The organism is Leuconostoc citreum (assembly GCF_004354555.1).
In the GTDB taxonomy this organism is placed as follows: domain Bacteria; phylum Bacillota; class Bacilli; order Lactobacillales; family Lactobacillaceae; genus Leuconostoc; species Leuconostoc citreum.
In genome coordinates this window covers 331,701-356,358 of record NZ_PUFH01000005.1, presented here as the reverse complement: position 1 = coordinate 356,358, position 24,658 = coordinate 331,701, and the positions used below count along the sequence as shown (strand labels likewise).

Annotated in this window: 25 protein-coding genes; 18 read left to right on the top strand and 7 right to left on the bottom strand. The window is 38.3% G+C overall.

Annotated features, from left to right (window positions below):
• Positions 1 to 24 precede the first annotated feature (24 nt).
• The 5 genes from C5L21_RS06130 to C5L21_RS06105 all read right to left on the bottom strand — a co-directional run bounded on the left by C5L21_RS06130 (position 25) and on the right by C5L21_RS06105 (position 2,236).
• Positions 25 to 336: a hypothetical protein gene (locus C5L21_RS06130; protein ID WP_099044419.1), complete on the bottom strand. Its 312-nt coding sequence runs from the start codon at positions 334 to 336 to the stop codon at positions 25 to 27.
• A 679-nt stretch (positions 337 to 1,015) separates the two neighbouring features.
• Positions 1,016 to 1,234, bottom strand: a complete 219-nt coding sequence (locus C5L21_RS06120) for a hypothetical protein (RefSeq protein ID WP_133286181.1) — start codon at positions 1,232 to 1,234, stop codon at positions 1,016 to 1,018.
• A gap of 21 nt (positions 1,235 to 1,255) precedes the next feature.
• Entirely contained in the window at positions 1,256 to 1,579 is a 324-nt protein-coding gene (locus tag C5L21_RS06115; protein WP_133286180.1) for a hypothetical protein, read from the bottom strand.
• Positions 1,563 to 2,009, bottom strand: a complete 447-nt coding sequence (locus tag C5L21_RS06110) for a hypothetical protein (RefSeq protein WP_133286179.1) — start codon at positions 2,007 to 2,009, stop codon at positions 1,563 to 1,565. Before C5L21_RS06110 ends, C5L21_RS06115 begins: the two co-directional genes overlap by 17 nt.
• Entirely contained in the window at positions 2,006 to 2,236 is a 231-nt protein-coding gene (locus C5L21_RS06105) for a hypothetical protein (protein WP_099044424.1), read from the bottom strand. The genes C5L21_RS06110 and C5L21_RS06105 overlap by 4 nt, the downstream gene beginning before the upstream one ends.
• Before the next feature lie 457 nt (positions 2,237 to 2,693).
• Between C5L21_RS06105 and C5L21_RS06100 the strand changes: the two genes are divergently transcribed.
• The 7 genes from C5L21_RS06100 (at position 2,694) to C5L21_RS06070 (ending at position 13,304) form a co-directional block, all read left to right on the top strand.
• Positions 2,694 to 2,954 carry a hypothetical protein gene (locus tag C5L21_RS06100; RefSeq protein ID WP_133286178.1) on the top strand — a complete coding sequence of 87 codons (261 nt, stop codon included), beginning with the start codon at positions 2,694 to 2,696 and terminating at the stop codon, positions 2,952 to 2,954.
• Entirely contained in the window at positions 2,951 to 5,203 is a 2,253-nt protein-coding gene (locus C5L21_RS06095; protein WP_133286177.1) for a toprim domain-containing protein, read from the top strand. The genes C5L21_RS06100 and C5L21_RS06095 overlap by 4 nt, the downstream gene beginning before the upstream one ends.
• A 10-nt stretch (positions 5,204 to 5,213) precedes the next feature.
• Complete coding sequence (locus tag C5L21_RS06090) at positions 5,214 to 5,693, top strand: hypothetical protein (RefSeq protein ID WP_133286176.1); 480 nt, start codon at positions 5,214 to 5,216, stop codon at positions 5,691 to 5,693.
• On the top strand, positions 5,686 to 7,575 hold the full coding sequence (locus C5L21_RS06085) for an AAA family ATPase (RefSeq protein ID WP_133286175.1): 1,890 nt from the start codon (positions 5,686 to 5,688) through the stop codon (positions 7,573 to 7,575). The genes C5L21_RS06090 and C5L21_RS06085 overlap by 8 nt, the downstream gene beginning before the upstream one ends.
• Entirely contained in the window at positions 7,562 to 10,594 is a 3,033-nt protein-coding gene (locus C5L21_RS06080) for a type IV secretory system conjugative DNA transfer family protein (RefSeq protein WP_133286174.1), read from the top strand. Before C5L21_RS06085 ends, C5L21_RS06080 begins: the two co-directional genes overlap by 14 nt.
• A complete protein-coding gene (locus C5L21_RS06075) occupies positions 10,587 to 12,728 on the top strand; it encodes a pLS20_p028 family conjugation system transmembrane protein (RefSeq protein WP_133286173.1) in 2,142 nt (713 codons plus the stop codon). Before C5L21_RS06080 ends, C5L21_RS06075 begins: the two co-directional genes overlap by 8 nt.
• A gap of 66 nt (positions 12,729 to 12,794) precedes the next feature.
• Positions 12,795 to 13,304, top strand: a complete 510-nt coding sequence (locus C5L21_RS06070) for a hypothetical protein (RefSeq protein WP_241652882.1) — start codon at positions 12,795 to 12,797, stop codon at positions 13,302 to 13,304.
• 37 nt (positions 13,305 to 13,341) lie between these two features.
• Here C5L21_RS06070 and C5L21_RS06065 read toward each other — a convergent pair whose 3' ends face one another.
• Together C5L21_RS06065 and C5L21_RS06060 are read right to left on the bottom strand one after the other, a co-directional pair.
• On the bottom strand, positions 13,342 to 13,626 hold the full coding sequence (locus C5L21_RS06065; protein ID WP_133286172.1) for a hypothetical protein: 285 nt from the start codon (positions 13,624 to 13,626) through the stop codon (positions 13,342 to 13,344).
• A 2-nt stretch (positions 13,627 to 13,628) separates the two neighbouring features.
• Positions 13,629 to 14,414 carry a ParA family protein gene (locus tag C5L21_RS06060; RefSeq protein WP_133286171.1) on the bottom strand — a complete coding sequence of 262 codons (786 nt, stop codon included), beginning with the start codon at positions 14,412 to 14,414 and terminating at the stop codon, positions 13,629 to 13,631.
• 433 nt (positions 14,415 to 14,847) lie between these two features.
• Between C5L21_RS06060 and C5L21_RS06055 the strand changes: the two genes are divergently transcribed.
• From C5L21_RS06055 to C5L21_RS06005, 11 genes are all read left to right on the top strand, one after another.
• On the top strand, positions 14,848 to 15,174 hold the full coding sequence (locus tag C5L21_RS06055; protein WP_099044434.1) for a hypothetical protein: 327 nt from the start codon (positions 14,848 to 14,850) through the stop codon (positions 15,172 to 15,174).
• 2 nt (positions 15,175 to 15,176) lie between these two features.
• Positions 15,177 to 15,833: a hypothetical protein gene (locus tag C5L21_RS06050; RefSeq protein WP_133286170.1), complete on the top strand. Its 657-nt coding sequence runs from the start codon at positions 15,177 to 15,179 to the stop codon at positions 15,831 to 15,833.
• 1 nt (position 15,834) lies between these two features.
• On the top strand, positions 15,835 to 17,793 hold the full coding sequence (locus C5L21_RS06045) for a type IV secretion system protein VirB4 (RefSeq protein ID WP_133286169.1): 1,959 nt from the start codon (positions 15,835 to 15,837) through the stop codon (positions 17,791 to 17,793).
• Positions 17,794 to 17,796: 3 nt separating this feature from the next.
• Positions 17,797 to 17,991, top strand: coding sequence for a hypothetical protein (locus tag C5L21_RS06040; RefSeq protein ID WP_133286168.1), 195 nt, complete (start codon positions 17,797 to 17,799; stop codon positions 17,989 to 17,991).
• A 1-nt stretch (position 17,992) separates the two neighbouring features.
• On the top strand, positions 17,993 to 19,231 hold the full coding sequence (locus C5L21_RS06035; protein WP_133286167.1) for a phage tail tip lysozyme: 1,239 nt from the start codon (positions 17,993 to 17,995) through the stop codon (positions 19,229 to 19,231).
• 11 nt (positions 19,232 to 19,242) lie between these two features.
• Complete coding sequence (locus C5L21_RS06030; protein WP_133286166.1) at positions 19,243 to 19,674, top strand: thioredoxin family protein; 432 nt, start codon at positions 19,243 to 19,245, stop codon at positions 19,672 to 19,674.
• Positions 19,675 to 19,677: 3 nt separating this feature from the next.
• Complete coding sequence (locus C5L21_RS06025; RefSeq protein ID WP_133286165.1) at positions 19,678 to 20,241, top strand: hypothetical protein; 564 nt, start codon at positions 19,678 to 19,680, stop codon at positions 20,239 to 20,241.
• Positions 20,242 to 20,244: 3 nt separating this feature from the next.
• Positions 20,245 to 20,832 carry a hypothetical protein gene (locus C5L21_RS06020; RefSeq protein ID WP_133286164.1) on the top strand — a complete coding sequence of 196 codons (588 nt, stop codon included), beginning with the start codon at positions 20,245 to 20,247 and terminating at the stop codon, positions 20,830 to 20,832.
• A 184-nt stretch (positions 20,833 to 21,016) separates the two neighbouring features.
• Positions 21,017 to 21,610 carry a TetR/AcrR family transcriptional regulator gene (locus C5L21_RS06015; protein ID WP_133286163.1) on the top strand — a complete coding sequence of 198 codons (594 nt, stop codon included), beginning with the start codon at positions 21,017 to 21,019 and terminating at the stop codon, positions 21,608 to 21,610.
• Positions 21,611 to 21,668: 58 nt separating this feature from the next.
• Entirely contained in the window at positions 21,669 to 23,522 is a 1,854-nt protein-coding gene (locus C5L21_RS06010; RefSeq protein ID WP_133286162.1) for an alpha/beta fold hydrolase, read from the top strand.
• 671 nt (positions 23,523 to 24,193) lie between these two features.
• Positions 24,194 to 24,658 (top strand): MarR family winged helix-turn-helix transcriptional regulator, encoded by a 465-nt coding sequence (locus C5L21_RS06005; RefSeq protein WP_133286161.1) that lies wholly within the window; start codon positions 24,194 to 24,196, stop codon positions 24,656 to 24,658.

Genomic DNA, 24,658 nt, shown 5'->3' with positions numbered 1-24,658 from the left:
AAAATTAACATTGTTCAACCTCCATTAAGCAACTTGCTGCGTACATAAAACAAAAAGTTTTTTTGTGACAGAAGGATAGTTTAATAAATTTTTAACGCCATAGTGTGTTTGTGTATAAGCACAGACTAAATACCCAAAATACCAATCATGACCCGATTCAGATAAACCATCAGGATGGGCCATTAATAGATGATTCAAACGCCTTAATACCCGTGGTCCAAAGATTTTGTCTTCTAAAATTTCGTGAGCTAGACATGGATAAGTAGGCTTACCGTTAACTTCAACTGTTGGCAGTGTCTCAGTATTTAATTCGGGTGTTATTTTTTTCTTGTTCATAATAATGATTGTCCTTTATTTTTGTTTGGCCTGTTTGAATCCAGCATCGCAAAACTTTCAAGGCTGCTTTTTTGAAAGCTAAACTTAGAATAAAATAAAAACCGACGATTGTGATTACAACATAGAGCATTGTGCCATTAACGACCATTAAAATGACATCCAGGCTTGATAATGAGTGCGGCAATGCTGGCAATGAACTTAGTGAGATGAGTCATGATAGTCCTCCTGAGAATTGAATCTCTATGTACCCAACCAGGCAAAACCAGTTTCCTGTCGGCCCTGCCTGAGATTGGTGTGTTATTTCGTTTTGACGAAGAACATGCGCCACAAGCAGGGCATAATAAAAGGGTGAGCAGAGCGAATTCACGCAGCCCTTTTATTATGTTCTAGTGCTTGTTGCTGTGGTAAAACCACCACAGCTTACAAGTCACTGGTTGTGGCACACTGTTTGACTCAAAGCGAAGTGGCACCCATGAGCTAGGGCAGGCGAGCGAAGCGTGTTCGATCCCGCTTGCGGGTCTGGGGAACATGGCGAAAAAATCACCATGGCTATCCATCGTCATGACGTCTGGCAATATTAACCACACCCACAATGTAATAGCCGATTATCATAATGAATACGAGAATAACAATCAATTTTAAAGTGAAAGCATATAGCGCCATATCTAGACTTCTTTCATTAAACTTTTTCAAATTCAGTAGCAAATTCATTGCGCATTGCTTGAATTTCATTGACAGTTAAGTCATCTGAACCTAGCACGACTTTTTCATCACGATACATTTGTCTACCGATTTCTATTGCTTGCTCTAGTTGTTTTTCAATTGTGAGATTGTCTGATACATTAACGGCTATTTGTCTTTCCAATATTTCCATATATTTAACCTTAACGATTGCCATATTCTGCTCCTTGTCCTGTGTTTAATGTTGCATTAATTCTTCTATTACATTGAGGTATTGTTTATTTTGTCTGATTGACTCTGTTATTTCATCAATTAAATCATCAATGTTGGCTAAAAAGTTAATCACTTCCGTTTCGTTGTATTCGTCTAGTACGCTTTTGAAGTGACTATTTTCGACTAAAGGTAGTGCAAAATTAAGGTTGGCTAAATCATTTTTGATTGCCATTTTTTTAATGGCAACGGATGTTTGCAAGACCTCAAGTAATGATGGTAACATTTGCGATATACTTTTCAGTGCTTTATAAATATCGTTTTGTGCCCGTTTGTCATGAAAAGTCGTCATTTTGTGTCTCCTGATTATCTAGGTAGTAGCTCAGACCATTTTCTTCAACTTGGTTAAACATTTGCACGTAAGACTTATCAAGAATATGCTTTTGTTTATTTAATTCAAACTGTGACCAAGTAAATTCCATTGCCTGATATTGACTAGCTGTAATATTACTTGGTTTAACACTCGTATCAAGACAAAGTAGGGCTTGATAAAATAATTTAGGACTCTCTTTTTGCAAAGCTTGCAAAGTATTAAAGATAGTTGACACAAGCGATACACTCAGGTTTGCTTCAATTAACTCTTCAAAACCTTTGCCCAATTGCTTTTTATAATGACTAGTAGGCACCTTAGTTTCATTGTAGTTAAAGGTCATGTCTGTCATAGCTTGCGCCATTTTGGCTAAGGGTAGTTTTGAAAAATCATCATAATATTGTCGTGTCATACTTGGTTACCGTCCTCATCAATTTGTATCAATTCAACATCTTGTCCATAGCGTTCTTGTAATACAGTGTGTGTATGCCCCAAAATAAAGTTATCATTTCGCTTGATACCATATATTTCAAAGTGAACAGGATAACCACCGGTCATAACGATTGTTTTGTCGGTACTGGCATAACGTCTGGTGTGTCCGTTAATGAGCGTTTCTAAGCGTACGTAAAATAATTTCATGTGAGTTCTCACTTTCCTGACGGCTGATGTGTCGTCTTTTTAATTCTTATTGCGTTGTGAACGGACAAACTAGAACAGGCTAGGGCGGGTTTGCAAGGTTCGCAAAGCGACACATAGTGCTTGACCTTGCAAATTTAGCCCCAAATCTTTGGTCTTTAGACCTTAGATTTGCTTAGCTTGTTAAAGTTTTGGTAGTCACAAAAGCAAGAATGGAACAGACTAAACAGCCAGCAGGGAATATAAAACCACGCAATATTAAGCTAGAACTGCTTGATATTGCGTGGTTTTTTTTGAACCCCCAATGTAATTGATAGGTGTGGTATTAACCACGCCTGTCAAGTGTATGTCCGGGGGTCTGGGGGCATGACTTAATGCTCAAATATTTCCGTTCCACTTTTTGTAACATATTTATTTCTTGTTATAGTGACTGTGTTATCTAACAAAAAAGGAGTCCACTATGGCTAAAAAATCAATCAAAACACTCATAAATGAAGCAAATCAACGCTTAGATCAACTTGATCAACAAGCAAAAACAATTCAAGACGAAAAGAAAAAAATCCGTCAAGACCTGAAAATTCTTAATGATCAACTGGTCACTGAATTAGGTCGTCAATTATTGACAAAGTTGAACCTAGAAGAAGATAATCCAGAAGCGATTGATGCGGCTTTTGCCAAACTCGACAATTTACATGACTCTGATCAAGGCGGTGCGTCATGAGGATAAGTAAAGCAGAACGCTCGCAATTAAAGAAATTACCCATACAAGGCTACTGTGATTGGAAAGGCATAGCTTATAACAAAACATCGTCGAGTGATCTTAGGATGATTGATCATGATAGCCTCGTTGTACGACCTAAATTAAATCTTTTTGTTTGGAATTCTAGAGGTGTCAAAGGTGATTTAATAGATTTCATTCACTACTACGAGTTGGGAAAACAAGATGGGGATAGTAGAGGAGAGGCTTTTCGCAATCAACTCGCTTATGCCCGTCATGTTAAGGGAGACAAGGTTGATATTGACAAACTCTATCAGCCCAAAGAGCCTGCCTATAAATTCGATTATGACAAGGTTTATCGCACTAAAGAAACGCAAGTAGCTCAAGACTATTTAGTAAAACAACGACATCTTGATCCACGTTTTGTCGCTAATCTAATCCAACATGGCGCGGTTGTCCAGGGCAGTCGTTACCGGGAAAACGATCAGATGCATCAAAATCCTGTTATCTTTCCTTGGCGTGATGTAAATGGCAAAATCGTTGGTGCTGACCGACAAGGGACTGAGCAAGATTTTGAACATTTTAAAAAGCGCGGGACATCCAAAAAGGTGTTTGCTGGCAGTGATACCTCAACTGGTTATAACATCACCTTTGGCAAAGGCAATCAAACTTTAGTGCTTTTCGAAAGTCCGATTGATTTACTAAGTTATGCGCAACAGAATCATCAAGAGCTGACCAAAAATAATGCCACCTTGTTATCTATCTCTGGCACTGATGCCAAACGTGGTGCGCAATTCTTAAATGACAGTATTGGCGCGAAACAAGCACAGTTTAATAAGGTTATTGTTGCCTTTGACAATGACCAGGCAGGTTTTAAAGCCGCTGATTTTTATGATCGTTTTCAATTTAAAAATCCCAACACTAACGAAATGATTGTTGCAGAACGCCATGTTCCGATCAAAGGAAAAGATTGGAACGACCAATTAAAAGCCGGTGTCTCAGGTTATCAGACCTTATCTATGGGTGAGAATGCGAAACGTCTTGAACAATTATCACAACTTGCAGCACAAGAAACACAAGACAATCCTTTTGACAATCAAGATGACCGTGTCTCAAAAGTCCCAGCTAAAAACAAAGCGCAAACGCCATTTGAACAATCAGCCAAGACAAAAATGACTAAAGCACAACGTCGTAAAGACAACGCTTTAAAGAACAAAGCCATTATCAAAGAGGCGATGGGGAAGGTGACCGCTTATCAAACTGATCCGAGTGCGTTAAAAAAACTACTAGATTTCACCGCGACAGGGTTAAATTACTCTGCCCGTAACTCAATGTTGATTCAATTACAAAAACCTGATGCCACCCTATTAAAAGGCTATAAACAATGGTCAGCTGATGGGATTCAAGTGAACAAAGGCGAGACTGGCATTAAAATATTTGGTGCACCCGTTGATTTAAAAACCATTATTGATACCAATGGGGAACGAATTCGTTGGGCGGATGCGACACCTGAGCAAAAAAATCAAGCCAACACAAAACAATTACCCGTGCAGACAATTAAACACTATCCAGTTGAGACATTATTTGACGTCCGCCAAACCAATGCAACAACAAAACAATTGCCTGAGTTATCACCGAATCGGCCAATTGATTTAGCCACGGATAAGAGTCCTATACATCTAGATAATGCCTACAAAACATTGTTAAAGTACGCTGAAGCCATGAAAGTAACTGTTTATGATCAAGGTGTTGATGATCAATTGGCCAAACGCCCAATGACCTGGCAAGGACAAGCAAAAGGCGCTTTTCTACAATCTAAGTCAGACCCAACAAAAAAATACATCTTATTGCGCAGTGATTTAACACCCACGGATAAGATTCATACTTTAGCTCATGAAGTGGCTCACGCAAAACTACATTCTGCGCAATCAAAAGATAATTGGCCAACTGCTATTGAGGAGACACAGGCTGAGTTATCAAGCTACGTGATTTCTAAAAATCTTGGGATTGATCCAGGCCAACAAAGCATTGCCTATATTGACAATTGGTCAAAGAAATTAAAAGCACTTGATGTCCCACAAACAGGGAAAATCTTAAATCAAGCCCTACAAGCCAGTACCGATGTGACGCAATATTTATCATCACATCTTGAAAAGGGTGAGAAGAAACAAGTGAGAACTAAAAAAGTTTTTAAACCCGACAAACTAGCTGTCGTCGAACAGAATTTTCAGTCAACACAGCGGCATCGTTAAGGAGAAAAGCATGACACAAACAAAAGAATTATATGGTTACATCACAGCCATTACCAAAGCACCAGAAGTCACTATTTTATCATTCCAAGAGAAAAACGCGCCTTCCGTGATTGCTTTAACACTAGCAACACTTCACTATCATGAGGTCTTTCCTGCTGGTGACCCCGAACTTGGGGTGGCTATGATTGCTGTCATTGAAGAAAGTGGGACAAATATCCAAGTGAAAGCCATTTATAATCCCGCAGGCGATTTTATTGCGGTGGACGAAGTGGGCGATTTTGAACTAATGGCTGACGCAATGACAACACCGGAAGATATTGATCTCTACGAAAAGTTACGACAGGAACGTCAAGCGATGTTGGCAGCCATGGATCTTAGTCCAGAAGAGATTAGTGAATTAACGCTGGCTCACGAGCAAGAAAAAGAACAAATGATTGAGACACCAGATTACGGTAACTTAGTCACTGGGGAAGGTGGTCATTATGAGTGAAAATACAAGTACCACACCTTATCTTGATCAGTTTGCGACCAATATTAGTGAAAAAATTGCTAGGGATCCCGAAAAGTACCAAGCTTATGAGCGTGGAAACGTGACACAACGTGTTTTGATTTCCTTACTCAAGCAAATTCAAAACTCGCCCTTGTTAGTTGGCGAACCTGGTGTTGGTAAAACAGCTATTATTGAAGACTTAGCCCGTCAACTTTATCAAAGTAACGAGCCACACTTTGCCAAGAAACAAATCATTCAAATCAGTTTAGCTAACTTGATGAAGGGTAGTGATGGGGAATCATTTGCTTATAAATTTCAAAAAATATTAGATGAATTGATGGCACACAAAGAGACTTTGATTGCTTTTATAGATGAGATTCATCAAATTGTGGGCACAGGTGCTGACACTAATGGCAGCGCGTTGGATGCCGGAAACATTATCAAACCAGCTTTAAGTCGGGATGATTTACAAATTATTGGTGCCACGACAACTAAAGAGTTTCATGAATACATTGCCCAGGATGGTGCATTGATGCGCCGCTTTGACCTCATTGAAGTATCTGAACTCAGTTACAATCAAACACAGCGGATTTTGAGCAAAATGGCGACCAGAATGGGACAAGGGATTGCAGTACCAGAATCTGTGCAAACGCAAATTATGCAGTTGTCAGAGCGTTATGTCACTGATCGTTTCTTCCCTGAAAAAGCTATTATGCTACTTGATAGTGCGATAAGTTTGGCGCGTTTAGAAAATCAAGACGAGGTCACGTCAAATCACGTGGCAGATATTATCCATGCTGATTATCATGTGCCGAAGTACGTGATTAATCAAACCACTGATGAACGCCTGCTCAACCTTTCAACGCAGTTGAAATCGCGGGTAATTGGTCAAGACCATCCATTGGATAAAATCACAATGAAAATCACCAATCGAGAAGCTGGACTAGGGGACAACACCAAGCCAGAATCATTTTTATTCTTAGGGCCAACTGGTGTGGGTAAAACAGAGACAGCTAAACAACTCGCCAATCTGTTATTCGGTGATGCACAGAGTTTCATTCGTTTTGATATGTCTGAGTTTAAATTTGCTGGAACGAGTTTAGAACGATTTAAAAAACAACTGACAACCAAAGTACGACACAATCCTTACGCTGTCTTATTGCTAGATGAGATTGAAAAAGCCGATCCAGAAGTCATGGATTTGTTGCTGCAAGTCTTAGATGATGGTCGGTTGAGTGATGAATATGGTCGTGTGATTAACTTCAAGGACTTAATCGTCATCATGACAACGAACTCAGGGGCAAAGGCTATCATGAATCACCATGCCAAATCGGACTACGTTAAAAATGATTTGAAAAGGCAAGCTAACTTTGAAGAGCAGTTAGAGATAGCTTTACAAGGTGACGGGTATCGTCCAGAATTTTTGGCACGTATTGGTGCTTTGATTGTCTTTGATGTCCTAACATTAGTCGATATTGAACGCATTGTTTCTCTGAAGTTAAAAACGTTAGACGACAAAGCTAGAGCGCAAGGGTTACGGATTGTTTTTGATCCGATCGAAGTGACGCATTATATTTCATCGTTTGACCTTGGTTATGAGTATATAGATGGGGAACAAGTAACTAGTTCATCTATTGCCAAATATATTGCAGATGTGGGCTATAAGCCCTCACGCGGCGTCCGTCCCATTGATGATACGATTGCGACTTATGTCAGTGATCCTATCGCACAAGCCATTATGGCACAACGCCAAGGGCAATTAGCTCATTACAATACGTTTGTCTTTCGAGCTGTGGGTAATCCACCTTCGTTAACCAGTCCATACGGTGATTGGCAGCCTCGTATTTCGACAACCATGGAGGGACAATATGAAACTCTTTAGAAAAGATTATCAATCAGAACGTGACTTTATGCGGCAAAGTTATATTCGTTGGCGCGGACAAGCCTGGTTTCTTTGGGCTTATGGTATTATCACGACAATTTTAGTCATCATTGCAAGTTTGTATATCACGACGCTGGTTGACTTTATTATTCGCGTTGTTGGTCCCTATATCGTAGCCATGATGTCATTAATTCAAACAGGTGTGGCCCAATGGCCAGACTTTGGCGACATGATCAATATGACCATGACCGTCTTTCATCCAAAAAATCTACTCACGATACTATTTCGATTAACTTTAGTCACAGGCAGTGTTCTTATCATTAGCTTGCTGTGGTTAGAAAAGCGATATGTCTTGAAAATTGTGTATGATTGGTTTCAATTGTATCGGGATCAAACCCGTAACACCAATCGTTTTGCGGAAGTTCGTGAAGTTGATGAAACCTATAAGATGATTCCTGACCGCAATAAGAACTACAAAGGGACACCAGGGCAACCAGTGTTGCACACGCAGGGCTATACTTTTGAGTTCTTTATGATTCACCCATTTCTCTGGGCACTACAATGGCTCAAGCGGCCATTAGGTATGAACAGCCTAGAATTCAAGGGTATCTACAAACTTGTTCGACCAAAATTGATGCAACTTTTCCCAAAAGTGTATGAAAAACAACAATTAGTCACTGGGGGCTTTGATGGCTATTATTGGATCGATCCGAGCAACACGCATGCCAAAACAACTGGTATGACGCGTTCATCAAAGGATCAGATGCGAGGTTACACTTTGATTGACATTATTCGTCGCGCAGAAGTGAAATGGAATATTCTAGATACCGATGCCAAAAACGAAGATGCCAAGATGAGTTATAAATCACTGAGAAAAGCAGGATATGAAGTGAAACTTCTAAATATCATGAATCCGAGTGAATCAGAGTCCTGGAACCCGCTAGAAATTGCCATTGATTATGCGTTTGATGGTGATTGGGATAGTGCCAATACGGAATTACGTAAAGTGGTGCAAGTAATTGGTGGTTCAAGTGGTGAAGAATCAGCGCACAAAGATGTCTGGGACGGTGCTGCTGAAAGTACCATTCAAGCCGTGATGTTAACGGTTTTGGACATTGCTGTTAGACACCAGGATAAGTCTATGGTTACTATCTCAAATGTGCTGCAATTTATTAATGATATGAGTAAGTTCAGTGATAAAGAAGGTGATGGCTTAACCAAATACATTACCACGATTGGTCAACTGCCACGTACGCCAGCTAGAAATATGATTACCCTTAACGCAGGGGAGTATATTTCTGCAACTGGTGATACCAAGTCTTCTATCGCATTTTCTGTTATGAATCGTCTGAACTTGTTTGCCTCAGAATCGATTACGCGTTTGACAAGTTTCAATACGATTAATCTCACTGACCTGGGGTTTCCAAGAATGTTAAAGCTTAAGTTTTCCCGCGAATATGTTGGTGTTCACGTTAGCATTCACATTTATGCGGCTGGTAAAAAGAAGGTAATAGAAAAGGATAAGCTAACCGTGTCTCAATCAGGCACGCTAACTTATCCTATTCATGAACATTTACCAAAGAATTGGCAAATTGTTTTAGACCTTAACCATCAAGGAAATACAAAGGCTGTTCGCAAACAACAGTTCATTGTAACTGGAAAAATTGTACAACGAAAAGCATTAAATGGCAAGACCAAAATTGATTCTTACTCAAAGCAGCCCTTATTACGTTGTTTAGTAGACCAGGTTACTCCTGTTGGGACAAACGAAACACCAGCCGTCATCCTAAGGTATTCTGAAAATCCAATGGCTGTGTTTATTATCACACCACAATCTAACGATGATTTCTCTGCTTTGGCCAGCTTGTTTATTTCACAAGTGTTTTCTGTTAACACAGACATTGCCTCAAACATTACACGTCGTAAGATGGACAGCTGGATTTTGTATAAACTGAATGAGTTTTCCATGTTCCCACGTATTCCTGGCTTCACTAATATTTTGACCCGTGGTTTAACTTACGGTCATCTTGTTGACTTATATATTCAGACGTTGACACAGCCGCGTTTGCATTATTCCGAGATGGAAACAAATGATATTAACGGTAATACCGGCAATTGGTTTCATATCTTAACTAATGATGAGCAAACAAATGAGGCGCTATCTAAGCAATTAGGCGAAGTCGAGGTGCAGACTGAATCAGTAAACTCACAAATTGGTTTGGATAGACAAGATCGGGGTAATCGTCAGAGTCAGGTCAACAAAGTCAGGTTGTTAGAGGCTAATGACATTGGCCGTCTGAGTGAAAGAGAAATGATTACCATTCGCACAATTAAGCGACGTGACAAGAAAGGGCATGATGTCCGGCCACTACCAATCTTCTCTACGGGCGCTTATCGTATGCCGTTTGCTTACGAACTTCTGGGCAAACAATACTCGCTCGACTACTATACAGCGGACTTAAATATCAAATCGGCGGCTAGTCAATTAGCTTATGATGACTTGTACAAAGATTTTACACCTTTCTTTGAAGAATTAATGCAAGAGGTTGCTTTGACGACTAACCCAAGCGCTGATGATGTTATACAACCGAACTATGTTGCCGACGTTGATGATCAAAACATTCAAGCAGTTATTGCAGACTATCAAACAGGACAACAAGGTGAGATACCTAATAAGTTCACTGATAGCACAGCTGATGAGCTAACCGATGAACAGCGGTATCTTAACTGGAAAGATAATCTTGATCTCAGTGAACCCTTTATGACTGAGGAGCAAGTAGATAACGTTCAATTAAGAAAGCGCATGGAAACGGCACTCAAACGTATGTTACCAAGAAGTAAAAACACGCCAGAACAAGCGACTGCTTATGCTTTCCTGTCCGATGGTGAATTCTTCAAAGTACCAGAAAATAATAACTATGCAACCGTTCTACGATTGCTAAATAATGAGCCAAGTTACTTATGGACTTTCTATAAGACCTTAGCTGAAGTAACTCAAGGAGAAAATGTCGATGCTTAATACATTAATGATGACACTGCCGACTGGCGGCCCAACCACTGGTTTTTATCAAGACTGGTCACAATATCTTTCACCCATGCCTCATATATTCCTGACTTTAGTGATGCTGTTCATGCACAGTATCGCCCTAATCTTTTATTATCTTGGCTCAGGTGTTCTTGATGCCTATCAAAATTCATTTAAGTTACTTGATTTCTTAAATATTTTCTTTTCACCAAACAATGGTGTGTATCAAAGATGGAATTTGGGATTGATCATACGTGATATGATTTATCTTGGTTTCGTGGCGTTTGGCTTGATGATGATTGTCCAATGGATAAAATTCATCATTACCGATGGCCGAAAAGGACGCGAATGGCCAAAAGGCATTTCAATTACAATGGCTATCATCACGGCTATGCCTTTAATTATCAGTATGCTCACTACAATAGGTACTTCCGCTTCTCAGGATATTATGGGAAATGGGAACGTTAGTGTGCTAACCAAATTATGGCAAGGAAATTCAATAAATTTGAAAACCCTAGCTGAAGTAAATTTTGACATGGATCTTTATAAAAAAGATTCAAAAACACATGGCATTGACAGTAAATCAATTACTGGGTCCGACTACCATTCAGTGATGAGTGATCAGGGATACACTGATGGCTTAAACGATGATCAAAAGAAAGTATTTACGAAAAAAATTGGTGGAAACGAATCCAAACTTGTAGATACAACAGGGGGAACGCTTGTACTAGGTAAGACATTCGCAGACGAATATCCTGTCATGAAAACAAACTGGTTAGGTATCATTGCTGGGGAAATCGTCTTTATTTTCGTAGTTTGTGGTGCTATTATGCGTTTGTTTTCTTCAATTTACAAAATGGCCTTTATGTCTGGTTCAATTGTTTACTTTGGTTTGCGAGATGGGACACAAGGTAAACGTGCACAACAAATCTTAAGTATGATAGAAGGGCAAATTACTGGCATTGTAATGATGCCCATTTCGCTAATTTTCTTCTTCGCTTGGGTTGAATTTGCGTTCAACACAATAAACGCTTTGAATTTAACTGTCTGGCCGTTTACTATCCTATCAATTGCCGCCTTATACGCTGGTGGAAAAGGCCTATTCAGTGGTTTTGAAATGATAGAACAATGGACTGGCGTTCGTTCAGGGCATAATCCTGTGGCGTCAATGATGTTAGCGAGTCAGGCCTCACGAATGGTTGGTGGTATGGCTAAATCAGCTAAACAAAACATTGGTAAGGGGTTACAAGCAGTATCACCATCGCAACAGAAGAAAAATCGAGAGTCAGCTCAAAATCTCGCTAATCGCCATCCTTTGGGCTTAGAAAATGCCAACAAGCAAGACCATACAATAGAAGGCGCGCCTGAGCAAAATGGTAGCACCGGTAAGGCAGCAGCGTTCGCTTCAGGAGTTGGCCGTGTAGCTGGAGCGGTTAAAAATCCGTCACAGTTAGTCAAAAGTAGTGGACAAGCGGCACTTGATGGTGCGAAAGCCACTGGACAAGCAGCTCTAAGCAGAGCCAAGAACGGAGTAAATAAGGCAGTTGAAGGCGCTAAAAATTACGCCGGTAGCATCCAAGATGGTTTCGAGGGCGGACAACAAGCTGTTGACGCATTTAATCAGCGGCATACACCAGTCGATCCAAATCGGGCTTTGGATCAAACTGTTGGACAACACAACAGTGCACATGAAGCGCTTAGCCGCGCGAGAAACAGTATAGAACGTCAAGAAAATAAAAACAATCCAAACAGTGACAGTGCGATTGAACAACAAGACTCAACTCCAATTCCTCGCTTTGCTCCAGCCCCAAAGCCAACAGGAAATAAGAAATATCTAGATGGGGGAACCGTGGCACCGTTAAACCCACCAGCTGGTTATACTGGCCCAACATCAACATCAACGTCATCAATCAGTTCAAGTCATGAGCCGTCTATGCCATCAAGTCAATCTCAATTTGATACTGCACAAGGCACTGGTATGTCTACTCTAGAAACAAATCAGGCGACAACTAAGATTCCAATAACGCAAATGACAAAAGAACAGAGAAAGGCGCACGATCAAGCGATTGCTAGAGCAGCTATTGATCGCTCTATCGCAAAATATAACAAAGAACATCCTAAAAATTAGTTTGTGCCTTTCTTTTCAAACAAATTTTGGTTAAAATGATAATAACCGTTTAAGGGAAAGGTTATCATGAACAAAATTAAAAAAAATAAATTGTGGTTAACAGTTGTGGGCTTTGGTATCGTTATTGTTATTATATTGTCATTAATACTACTTAACCAAAATAAGGCTAAACCTGAATCAGAAACAATTTCTTTCCAATCTAGTGTTAAAGCTTCTTCTTCTTCACAAAAGAACCGAGATGAAGAGAACCAAAAAAAATATGCTGAAAAGGCCGAGAAAATGAAAGGGCATGTTTTTGGAATAGGAACAAAAGCACAGTTCACAAACTGGAATAAACAACAATTTATAGAATGGGCGCATCAATATAGTTTGTTGAATGAAGAAAATAAACATAACGCGTCAACTAATTTTGGCACTACTACAACTATATCTAATGATTCCCTAGACACCAGTGCTCTTGATGAAGTCGCAAAAAGTGTCATATCAAATGATTTTAAGTCTATTAGTTATTTTGAAACAGTAAAAGATTTTAACAAAGCATATCCAACAGTCAATCCTGATGATATAAAGAAATAAACTAAAAGCGACTTACCTCATATGGTAAGTCGCTTTTTTATTTTTGTTTTAAAACTTGCTCTAATATCAGATCAACGAATGCACTAGCTGATCTAAATCCTTGTTCAGCTGCTAATTTATCAATGCCTTCCTTAACATCTGGTCGGATGGTATAAGTCGTTTGAACTTTTCGTTGGAACTGTGATGTGCTGGGTAGATTGAAGTCATCGCTTAACGTCACTTCTTTTTGTTCTTCTTCTGGCTGCTTAGCAAATGCTTTAGCTAATTGTGCCTTTGATGCTTCATCATCAAATACGGCTTCTTTTTTCTTGTTGTAGTCCATTATTAATCTTTTATCCTTTCGAGTAACTGACCGTATACTTCTGCAATCTCTTTTTCGGCTTTCAGGTCATGTTTATGTGTATCATCCGCGAGCATGATTGGCACACCAATCGTGGTGGCATAGTTATAAATTTCTCGATGAACTGTGTAACCAACAAAGTCTGACATATCTTTTGTCATGCGTACAAACTCATGGCTGATTGAGGTGTTGTGTTTAACCTGTGTCCCAATATAAATTGGTTTTGCTTCAATTAATGATTCCCTTGTACGCACATCAACGGCATCAGCTTTGAAGGACTCAAAGTGCAAGTCGAATTGATTCTTTGCTTGAATAAAGCCATAATCTGTTGGCATCAAGGGGACAACCACGTAATCCGATACCGCAATCATGTTTTGCGTCACTGTATTGAACCCGGGGTGCGTATCAATCAAGATATAGTCGTAATCTGATATTAAATCAACATGATCTTGCAGCCACATCATCATCAAGAAATGCTTGTTATTCTTACTATTCAATAAGCCGTCTAATTCTTCAAGACGAGGACTTGCGGGTAAAATGCTCAACAGGGGGCTAATACCACGGATGAGCACGTCACCACCGTTGAAGACATTAAATAATGATTGATCGTTGGTAAATTGATTGTAGGTTGATGATAAACTCCCTTGATAATCACTGTCAATTAACAGGACTTTATAGCCCAAACTATTCAATAAACCAGCGAAGTTGAAAGTAACGGTTGTTTTACCAGCGCCACCTTTAGGGACTGAAAATGTAATTGTTTTACTCATGATAATGCTCCTTAGTTATTTTATCTGTCAAAACGAAATAACGAAAGACTTACCAATCCAGGCATGTAAAACTATCAATACCTATATTATAACATACTTATGGTGTAATGATACATACATCATAACACACTTATAAGATATAGACATATACATCATAACACACTCATAAGATATAGATATATACACCATAAGGCACCCATAAGATATTGATATATACATCATAGGGTACTCATAAGATATGGATACATACACCACAAAACATTTCGATAGTCAGTGTATTGCTGATTATTGAGGTGTTTTTTTGTTCTTTCATAGCTAAACAGGGCAGAGGTCAAATATTTCCGTTCCACTTTTTGTACTTTTATCATTACTTGTTATCATGACCACAGATTGATTTACAATCCAGGCTAATTAACAAATAAAGGAGTGTCTTATGTACGAAAAATTTACCCCAGGGCGTAATATTTGGAAAAAAGTATCGCGCTATTTCTTTTTCACGATGGAACGCATCACGATTGTCGGTATCATGTTTGGCATCACTTACATCATGATAAAGCAAGCCTTTCCATATAATATTGGTATCTTTGGTTTGATTCTTATCATAAACAATGCCTTGTTAACAATATTCTTTATCTTACCAAGTCCTAGTAACCCTAATGGTTTGATGTATCAAGAAATTGTCCGTGGGCTTTTCAAACTCGATAAGCCAGCTACCGCAGACATCTACTCAGTCACTAAAAACAAAAAAGAGGATATGTAATTATGGGTATTAAAAAGTCAAAGCAAAGCCAGGTCAAATCAATGACCTATATCAAAAATAAGATTGCCGCTAAACGCCCGATTGCGATTCCTTATTTTTTACCTTATAAGGACATTATTGTGAAGCGTAAGGGTGAGCCGATTTTGTTGCAGGATAATACATATGCTGACTTACTAAATTTGCCTGGCAAAGACCTAGATTTCCTGGATAGTGAGGGCATTAATAGTTCAAAGTCGATTATTTCTGATTTTCATTTACTACTGTCTGTTTATTTAGAAGATTTTGACATCAAAATCATTCAGCTACCAGCTGACACCAGAGTGCAACAAGCCTCATGGGGTCAAGAACTCGTCAGAATTGATGCACAACTAGCAGACACAAACCAATCAGAACAACACTACCAACAACTATTGCAACTGCGCCGCACTGTTCTTCGCGAAATCAGTATCGAAAAAGATGTTGTCAGTGACATTAAACATCAAGAATATACAGCCGTGATTTATGGGAAAACAATCGCTGCTTTGGAAAAGAATAAACGTGATTTCATTGAACATGCAGGCTTAGCTTTTACCCCAGAACCCGTTTCTTTGGAGCGAAAGAAGATGGTTTTGTATCAAATCAATAATCCTGGTGAAACACTCGAATTGGAGGAAAAGTAACATGAGAATGAGTATTAATAATGCCAAACGGTCTGCTTGGAAAGCGCAAGGCTATAACCTTGATTTCATTGAAGAAGTTCAAAACCCCAGCGGTATGACTTTTCACACAAATTATTTTGATGATGGTATGACAGCATCTGCGATTATTGACGTCTACGATTTTCCAAAAACAGCCCAAAGCGCTGGGTGGTTTAAAGAATTAATTAATCATAAAAATACCATTGTCGATATTAAGATTGGCACGAACAGTAAATTTGAAGTGCAGAAAGCTTTAGAAAGTGCGACGAACGCTTATAGTTCAAAAGCAAATAGTGATTTAACGTCTCAGGGTGATGCCTTGGAGGCTCGTAAAGACTCACAAATTACTTTGGATGATTTAGATGATGCACGTAATGGTCGTGAAATCTATAAACGGGTCTATGTCAGGCTATTAGTTTCGGATGTTTCACCAGAAGAGTTACGTCGTCGTGTGAAAGAAATCCAGCAACAGCTTTCAAACTATCGCATGAAAGTTTATCCTTCGGAGCAGCTAACACATTTCCAACAATTCTTCAAACCAGCAATGGCTATTGAAAACGATACGATTCGTGACAAAGGTTTTCCAATGAAAGCCTACGCCTTAGCTGGTTCTTATGCCTTCAATCAAACATTTATTGCCCACCCACGTGGTACATATCTTGGCTTAACTACTCAGCGTGGTGAAGTCATGTATGATCCAAGCTACAATGACCATCGCACCCAATTGACGGCTTATAACTTGATTGTCGGTGGTGAGCGTTCCGGTAAGAGTGCCTTTGCAAAAAAGAATCTGCCTTCATTACTAGCTAGAGGTGATAAAGCATGGGTATTCGATAAGTCTAACGAATGGCGTGACTTGGTTAATTATTATTTCGGGGTCACTTTAACTTTGGATGGTAGCCAAAATATCATTAATTTATTGCAGGTCTTTGGTACGGTATTGGATGCTGACGGTAACATTGACGTGATTGCGAGTTTCAACCAACATCGGACAAAAGTCATCACTTATTACGCAACATTGAACCCGCAAGCTGACAAAAAAGAATTAGAGATGTTAGGCAACTATATCACTGACTTCTATATTGAACGTCGCATGTGGTCACCATCACCAAAAGATAACCCACAAGATTTACGTGTCATTAATTTGCGTAATGAAGATTACCCCATTATGGAGGACTTTGAAACCTTCTTAGAAACTCAGAACATGATGACACGCAATATGACACAACCAGCAGTTGAGAGATTGGACAACATCTTATCAACTATCCGTAGTTTGATTCAGAATCATGGCGACATGGTCAATGGCATCACCACTATGCCTGATTTAAGTGATGAAAAGCTTGTCCGCTTTGACACAAGTGGGTTATCTCGTTTGGAGAGTGACCTCTACAACGCCCAATACTTCACCATTCTTTCTCTTATGGAAAGTTACATCACCATTAATGGCACCGTGCAGCGTCAACGGATTAAAAATGGGGAAGTATCAAATCAATCCGATACCTATCACAAAAAATACCCGCAATACTTCTGGTGGGTACAAGATGAAGCCGATGATATTTTCAATGCCAAACACGCTTTAGGGATTACGTTTGGTGATAACCTAATGGCACAACATGGTAAAGACTTCTTTGGTATGATTGCGATTTTCCCAGGACTTAAAAACGTTGTTCCAACTGGCCAAGCACAAGACAATGATGCTAGTCGTGCCGCTTCATCTTTTTTCGGTCGTTTCCCTAAGCAAATTATTGGCCGTTTATCAAAAGCCGACACGGTAAGATTGCGTTCCGTTGTGAGTGAAAATAATATTACTGATGGTCAATTAGCTGCTTTGCAAAATATATCTCAGGGGGATTTCTTAATGAATTTGATTGGCAAACAAGCCACATTTATGCACGTTGACTTGAGCCAAGAAGAAATCAACCTATTCGGTGGAGGACTATAAACTATGAAACTACCACATCTATTCAAACAGGCTAAAGAAAATCGCCAAAAGATGCTTAAACAAGCCGAAAAACAATGGCAAAACTTTTATGCGAATCAGCATAAGAGTCCAGTACAAAATCAAGTCATTTACTATATGATTGGTGGTTTTGTCTTCGTGGCTATTCTCAAATTATTATCTCACTGGATAGGAGGATGACATGTTTGAAAATTGGTGGCGATACAAAAAATTTAAACTATACGCTTATGGCACACTGATCGCAACAGCTGTTGTCGTCGTAATCGCTGCAATTATGATGTTTATCATGATTTTTTCGACTCAAAATGCTGAGTGTTTCAATGATGATCAAACCGTGGCTGAAGCAGGTCAAGGAATTGGCGGTGATTGGCAAGACCATAATTCAAATACTTACAAAGCTATGCGTCATGCTGCTGATCGTTTTCAAAAAGAACTCCACATGTCAGGTGACAACATCGCAGCAGCACTAGCTGTGGGATTACGCGAAAGTGGTTTCAATCCTAAAGCCGTTAATCCTGGCGGTGCTGTTAAAGGGATTTGGCAATGGGGTGCTGGTGGTATTAACGGTGATCGTTATAAAGATACGCAGGATAATGTCGAGTCGCAAGTGCAATTAGCCATTAATGAACTAAAAAGTAGCCATAAAGGGGCTTTGATTGATTTAGCAACAGCTGATAATATCAATAGTTCGTTGGTTGCTTGGGACACCAAATTTGAAGGCGTGGGGGTCAATGACCCACAAAGAAGAGTCGCTGATACATTGAAAACGGCTAATGAAATCAAAAAGGTTTTCGCTCTCGATTTTCCTGGCAGCATCAATGTGTTTGATCACGGCAACAATAATTCTGGCATAGGTGATAATTCAACTAATGCGAATACCAGTGGCTTATCAGAGGCCACTTGTGATTCAGGTTTAAGTTCTAATGACAACGGTTTACCGGTAAAAGGTCAATATAGCATTACTGGTGGTTATCCAAACTATGGTGGTTTAACCGGAGCTACTCATTATGGTGTTGATTTTCAAACCACTGATCATGCTTTGTCTAGTTCTGGTGGTAATGTTTATGCGGTTCATGATGGCACGGTTGTCGCTAAAAGTTCTGATAGTACCGGTGGAAATTGGCTTGTCATCAAATGCACAGACAACGTCTTCACTTATTATGGTCATGCGCCAACTCAAGAAGCAATTGTCGTTAATAATGGGGACAAGGTCAAAGCCGGGCAACACATTAGTCATCAAGGTCAAACTGGTATGGCAACTGGTATTCACGTCCATTTTGCAGTGAATACGCACGATCAATTTGGCTGGGCGCCACAAAGTAACGGCTTAAAATCACCTGGCGATTATCTTAAGCTACCACAAAAGGTAGGGACCAATGTCGTTGTGCCTAACGGCCCATTTGATTCTGACAAAAAATAGGAGAAAAAAGGATGACAAAAGGAATTAAGAAAACACGCATTAAAGCACTTATAGTTATTATCATCGTGTCGATAATTGTGTTGATCAGTGGTTTGTTGTATCAAAAATATAGCTTAAATGGTTATCCTGATACTAAAAACTTCAGTCAAAAAATCAATCAATTAGATGACACTAACAAACAAAAAACAGTGCTGATATTCCATCGTCCTGGTTGCTCTGATTGTAAGAACGTTCGAGAACTCGTTAATCAAACTATCAAAACCAATCACAAGCGTATCAATTACATTGTGACAAACGTCAACAACAATCAGGCTAAAACTTTCATGATTAAGTATGGTGTCACGGAAGTACCAACAATTATCTACCTTGAAGGTACACAAGTGATTGAAAGCACGACGTCAACCCATGCAAAAGATGTAAAACGTGTAATGACAGGGGAATAAACGATGCAAAAAAGAACATACAGAATGGTCTATGGCTTTATTACTCTCTTAGCACTTGTTTGTTTAATTGACGCAGTTGCTACTGCAAAAAGGAACAACGATACCATCAAAGCTTCACAGACTGAGATTAAACAATTGAGTCATCAGACCCAAACTAATCAAAAAGCAGCAAAAGCCTATGAGCAAGTTGAATCAAGCGACATACGCAATACTGATGACTTCCAAAAAATAGGTCATCAGTTTATCGTTGAAATGTTTGACCTTTTGAAAAAGCAACAGATCAATGACCCAAAAAGCAAGGTAGCGAATGATAAGGTTGTCTCAGCTTTTCTGGGCGCAACCTTTGGTGGTGATGTGGATGAAGGCCGGCCAGTCATAAAACTTCTTGAAGAAGATATGACCTATTCAAAGTCAGCTGATGGTACAGGTATTGGGTTTGGTCAGGTAAGCTATACGCAAAGCGGCAAGAAACAAGAAATATCTTTATTGATGCACATGCAGGGGAATCAAATTACTGAGTTACAGGTAGGAAAAGTACGCGATACTTCAGGGAGTGGGGAAAAATAGAATATGTACAAAAGAAACTTATGGTGGTGGAGCATTCCAATCGGCTTACTTTTGATGTGGGGCATGTTATCAGGCGTTAATCACTTTACCCAGTCAGTTATTAATCAATATCAAGTCAAGGTTAGTGCCGCGCGTTTAGACAAGCAGAAGTCAACCAAACAAATTAATGTAACGCTTGATGATAAACAGCCAAACATTGCCGCTGCAACCAAAAAATTAAATCAGCTTTATGCATTAGATTGGACGATTGCAAACCAAAAAGAATTTGATGGTAAGGCAAAGGCTATGAGTTCATTAGTCAGTCAAGAGGTAGTTAACCAAAGTTTAGATTTTAAACCCGATACTGATCGCATGATGACGCAAACAAAAGTAATCATGGCCTATGATCACATGGACTTTATGCCTACTAGTGTCACAGATCAACTCGTAAAGGGAAAAGTGGTTGTCTACATCAAAAGCCATTATGAAGGCAAGCCCGAAGCCACAACACGTTTCGTATACAACATCAGCTACAACACACAAACAGATGTCATTACACAATTAGATCGCATTGGGGCTTTCCAATTACAAAGCAACAGTTCTCTATTATAAAATAAAGTGCATAATTATGATTACGCTTCTTTTTCAAATATTTGTGTTTATAATATTGACTTTTCATGACGCCATTGTTGATGCTATGACAAAAAAACACTCCTTATTTTGCTAAGAAACATAAAATATCAATCACTTGGTTTAAAATATTGACCTTAAATAATTAGTACGGTATAGTACTAATATGAAAGTAAATCAACATAAAATACCCTTGAATAAAAAAATTGTCATTGAAACCTCTGCTCAACTCTTTTTTGATAAAGGGTATGGATACACAAGCATGGATGATGTAAGTATGGTAAGCGGGGTTTCAAAATCAAATATTTATTATCACTTCAAAAGTAAAGAAGATCTTCTAGTTGCTGTTATTGAGTATTGGAGTGAATATTATCGGAAGTTAATTGAGCAAGCCGTTTACGCTAAAACTCTTTCCGTCGAAAGTCGAATAATTTCTTTCTTGAATTCACTTTCTATGGAAATTTCAAAACGCGAATATAAAGGAAGTTGCCCGTTTATTACGCTATACATGCAAAGCCCAATGGAACCTACCGATGCTAAAAGAAAGATAACCTTTTTCTTCACAAGACTTGAACCCGCTTTTGTGGAATTATTTCAACAGGGCATAGACCAGGGTGAATTCCAGGGTAAAATTACAGCTGAAAGTATGGGCAGTTTATTTTTGACAACCATGGAAGGCGCGTTATTACTTTCAGAAGTCACACAAGACAGTAGCAAAATAATCACAACGGCAAAAAACTTTTGTAAAATGCTTTATTAGTTTAATGCATTTTTGTTTTGCAATTTAATAGTACTAATTAGTACTAAAAGGAGAAAGAATGAACACTATTTTAATCACAGGCAGTACAGGTGCAATTGGGAAACAAATTTTAAAATCCTTTGCAAACACAGAAGCATCTTTTATTTTATTGGTTCGTAACCCCAAAAAAATTTTGAACCAATTGTCTTGGGCTAACAAAGATTTTTTGAACCGCATTACAATAATCAGTGGTGACTTAACCGCCCCAAAATTAGGTTTATCACAAAACGATTATCAGATTCCGTTAAATTCCGATGTGATTATTCATGCTGGTGGCACAATGGATATTCAATTAGATGATTTAACTGCAAAAAACATGTTTGCTACGGGAGCTGAATCAATGATTGAGCTTGCAAAATTAATTCAGCAGAGACAGGGTTTAAAACATTTTATACATATAGTTGGCTACATGAGCCCATTTAATGAATCTAACTCAGAAACAACTGAAGATGTTTGGAAATCAAAACGTTTTAAGAAAAATGATAATGCATATGAACGATACAAGTTTCTGGCTGACTTATACGTTCGTCAACAAGCTTTAAAAAATGGATTTCCTCTCTCTGTGATCAATCCAAGCACAGTGGTCGGTGGTCAAGAGACTGGTGAAACTGAACAAGTTGGGGGTCTCGGCCATTTAGTTAACATGAGTCGTAGAAAACTTATGCCATTTGTTCCTGGTGGGGAAAAATATTGGTTACCTATGGTTTCTGATGTTGTTTTAGGCGATGCTATTGCTTACCTTGCCCAATCAAATAATGTAAAAAATAATACTTACTCATTTACGCCGAACAAAATGAATTCAATTAACATGACTCAATTGACTCGTCTTATCTCTACGGAACTGCAAGTATTTAAACCTAAATTGAAGATTTCAATTCCGATAATAAAAGTAGCTTTGCATTTAGGTTTGGCCAAACTATTTAGAATACCGACTGGATCAATTAATTTCGTTTCTAAAAAATCATTTGATAATTACGAAACAACTAAACTTTTAGAAAAAATCGATATCCATGAAATATTTGATGAAAAATTATTACCAAATATTGTTTCTGATTTAGATTATCGTTTGACCTATTCATATCAATCACATCTCATCAAATTTGAACGTAAGGTTTCCCATCAGACAATATATTTTAGCAAAAAAGGGTATGGTACACCTTGGATTATTGTTCATGGCTTGTTTAGTGATGCTATTGATTTCACTTCTCTCGCACTTGAAATTCATAAAAAAACAGGTAACCCTGTATATGTTATCGATTTGCCTGGGTTGGGGCATTCTCCAGCATTAACTGAGGATTCAACAATTGAAAGTTACGTCTCTCAGATTGAAAAAATAATAAATAATATTGGTGGTCCAATTAACTTCGTTGGCCATTCAGTAGGCGCTAATTTGGCTGCTAAAGTTGCTGAAAAAAATATTGGGTTAGTTTCAAAACTCATTTTACTACAACCACTTACCCGTAAAGTAAACAGTGGTTGGCATATTAAAGCAATAACAGAACATTCTAAAATATTAAAAAAAATTCTAAGGCATATGTCCCGAAAATTTATCAACAAATATTTGACAAAAAGTGGCTCATTTATAGATGGGGAAGCAAAAGTACAACGGCACTTTAGCCAGAGAATGTACGAAAGTCTATCTAGTCCCAGAATATTATCAACTAACGCGAATCTAATGGCTTTAATTACGCACCAATCTAGCAAAATTAATTGGTACACATTGCCTTCCAAAACATTTATTCTTTGGGGGAAAGCAGACAAAATATATTTACCGCCCGAACAAGAAATATATTCAGTAATCTATTTGCCCTATGGCCATCAATTTCCAATCGCAGAGGCACTCGAAACTTCAGAACTACTCGTTAATTTTTAAAAATAAATTGAATAAGAAAATGGCTAAAAAAAGTATTTTCATACCGATGTGTGTCAATTGTACTCACATCTTTTTTATTTATATGAAATTCAATCAAAGTATAAGAGGTTGTTTGGCACCCTCTATTTTTAGTGTCTTTAACTAAACTTTTAGCAGTTCAATTTTTGTGAAAATCAGCTCCCTTTTTATAGTATGCATGTGTTTCGGACACAAACTATAAAAAGTGGGCTTTTCTTATGAAAAAGTCAAATCATTATTTCTCCAGATATGGTCAGGTTTTACAATCAAAAACCAAACCGTTATCTGTCGTCTTCGGGACATATTATCCATGTTGATGCACAATGTCGCCTCGGCCGACGTTGGCGATGTTGCTAAATCAACAAGGTCAGATGTAGCCAAAATTTTGTTTATCACTCTGATTTTTATAGAGGTAAACGATATTTTCTTCTCAAAGCAATCTGAAAGTGATTGTATTTTCGTTTTGTCAAAAACTTTACTAATCTCATAATTTTTGCAATTTTTTAAATTTTAATTCTGAAGCCGAGCAATACGGATTGGGATAAATAGATATATCACAATAATATATTTCCTGTCCGTCAAAATAATAGTTAAGTCACTTAATTAATATGTTACAATGTTAAGTGACTTAACTATTGATAGGAGATACACATATGCTTGCAAATAATTTTTTAGATCATTTTAGTCACTTTATGACTGAATATGAGAATTCGAAAACTGACCAACACGTTATTGATGGATTTAATACTGCAGAAGTTCATACGATTGTTACGATTGGTAAAAATAAAAATATCAGTCTTCATGAATTAGCTTCTAAAAGAAAAATATCGACTAGTGCAGCATCACAATTAACTAGCAAACTAGAATCAAGGGGAATTATTAAAAAACAACGATTAGAATCAAATACAAAAAAATCAGCATTATATTTAACAAATGAAGGTCAAGCTATTTTTGAAAAACATCAAGAGCAACAAAAATATTTAGAAAATAATTTACAAAATATTGTAAATGAATTGTCTGATGAAGACCGCAACCTGGTAATTAAACTACTGGATGACATTGAAGGTAGTTGGAATTCTTTGCCTTGGAGAAAAGAAAGTATGAAGGGTGATAAATAG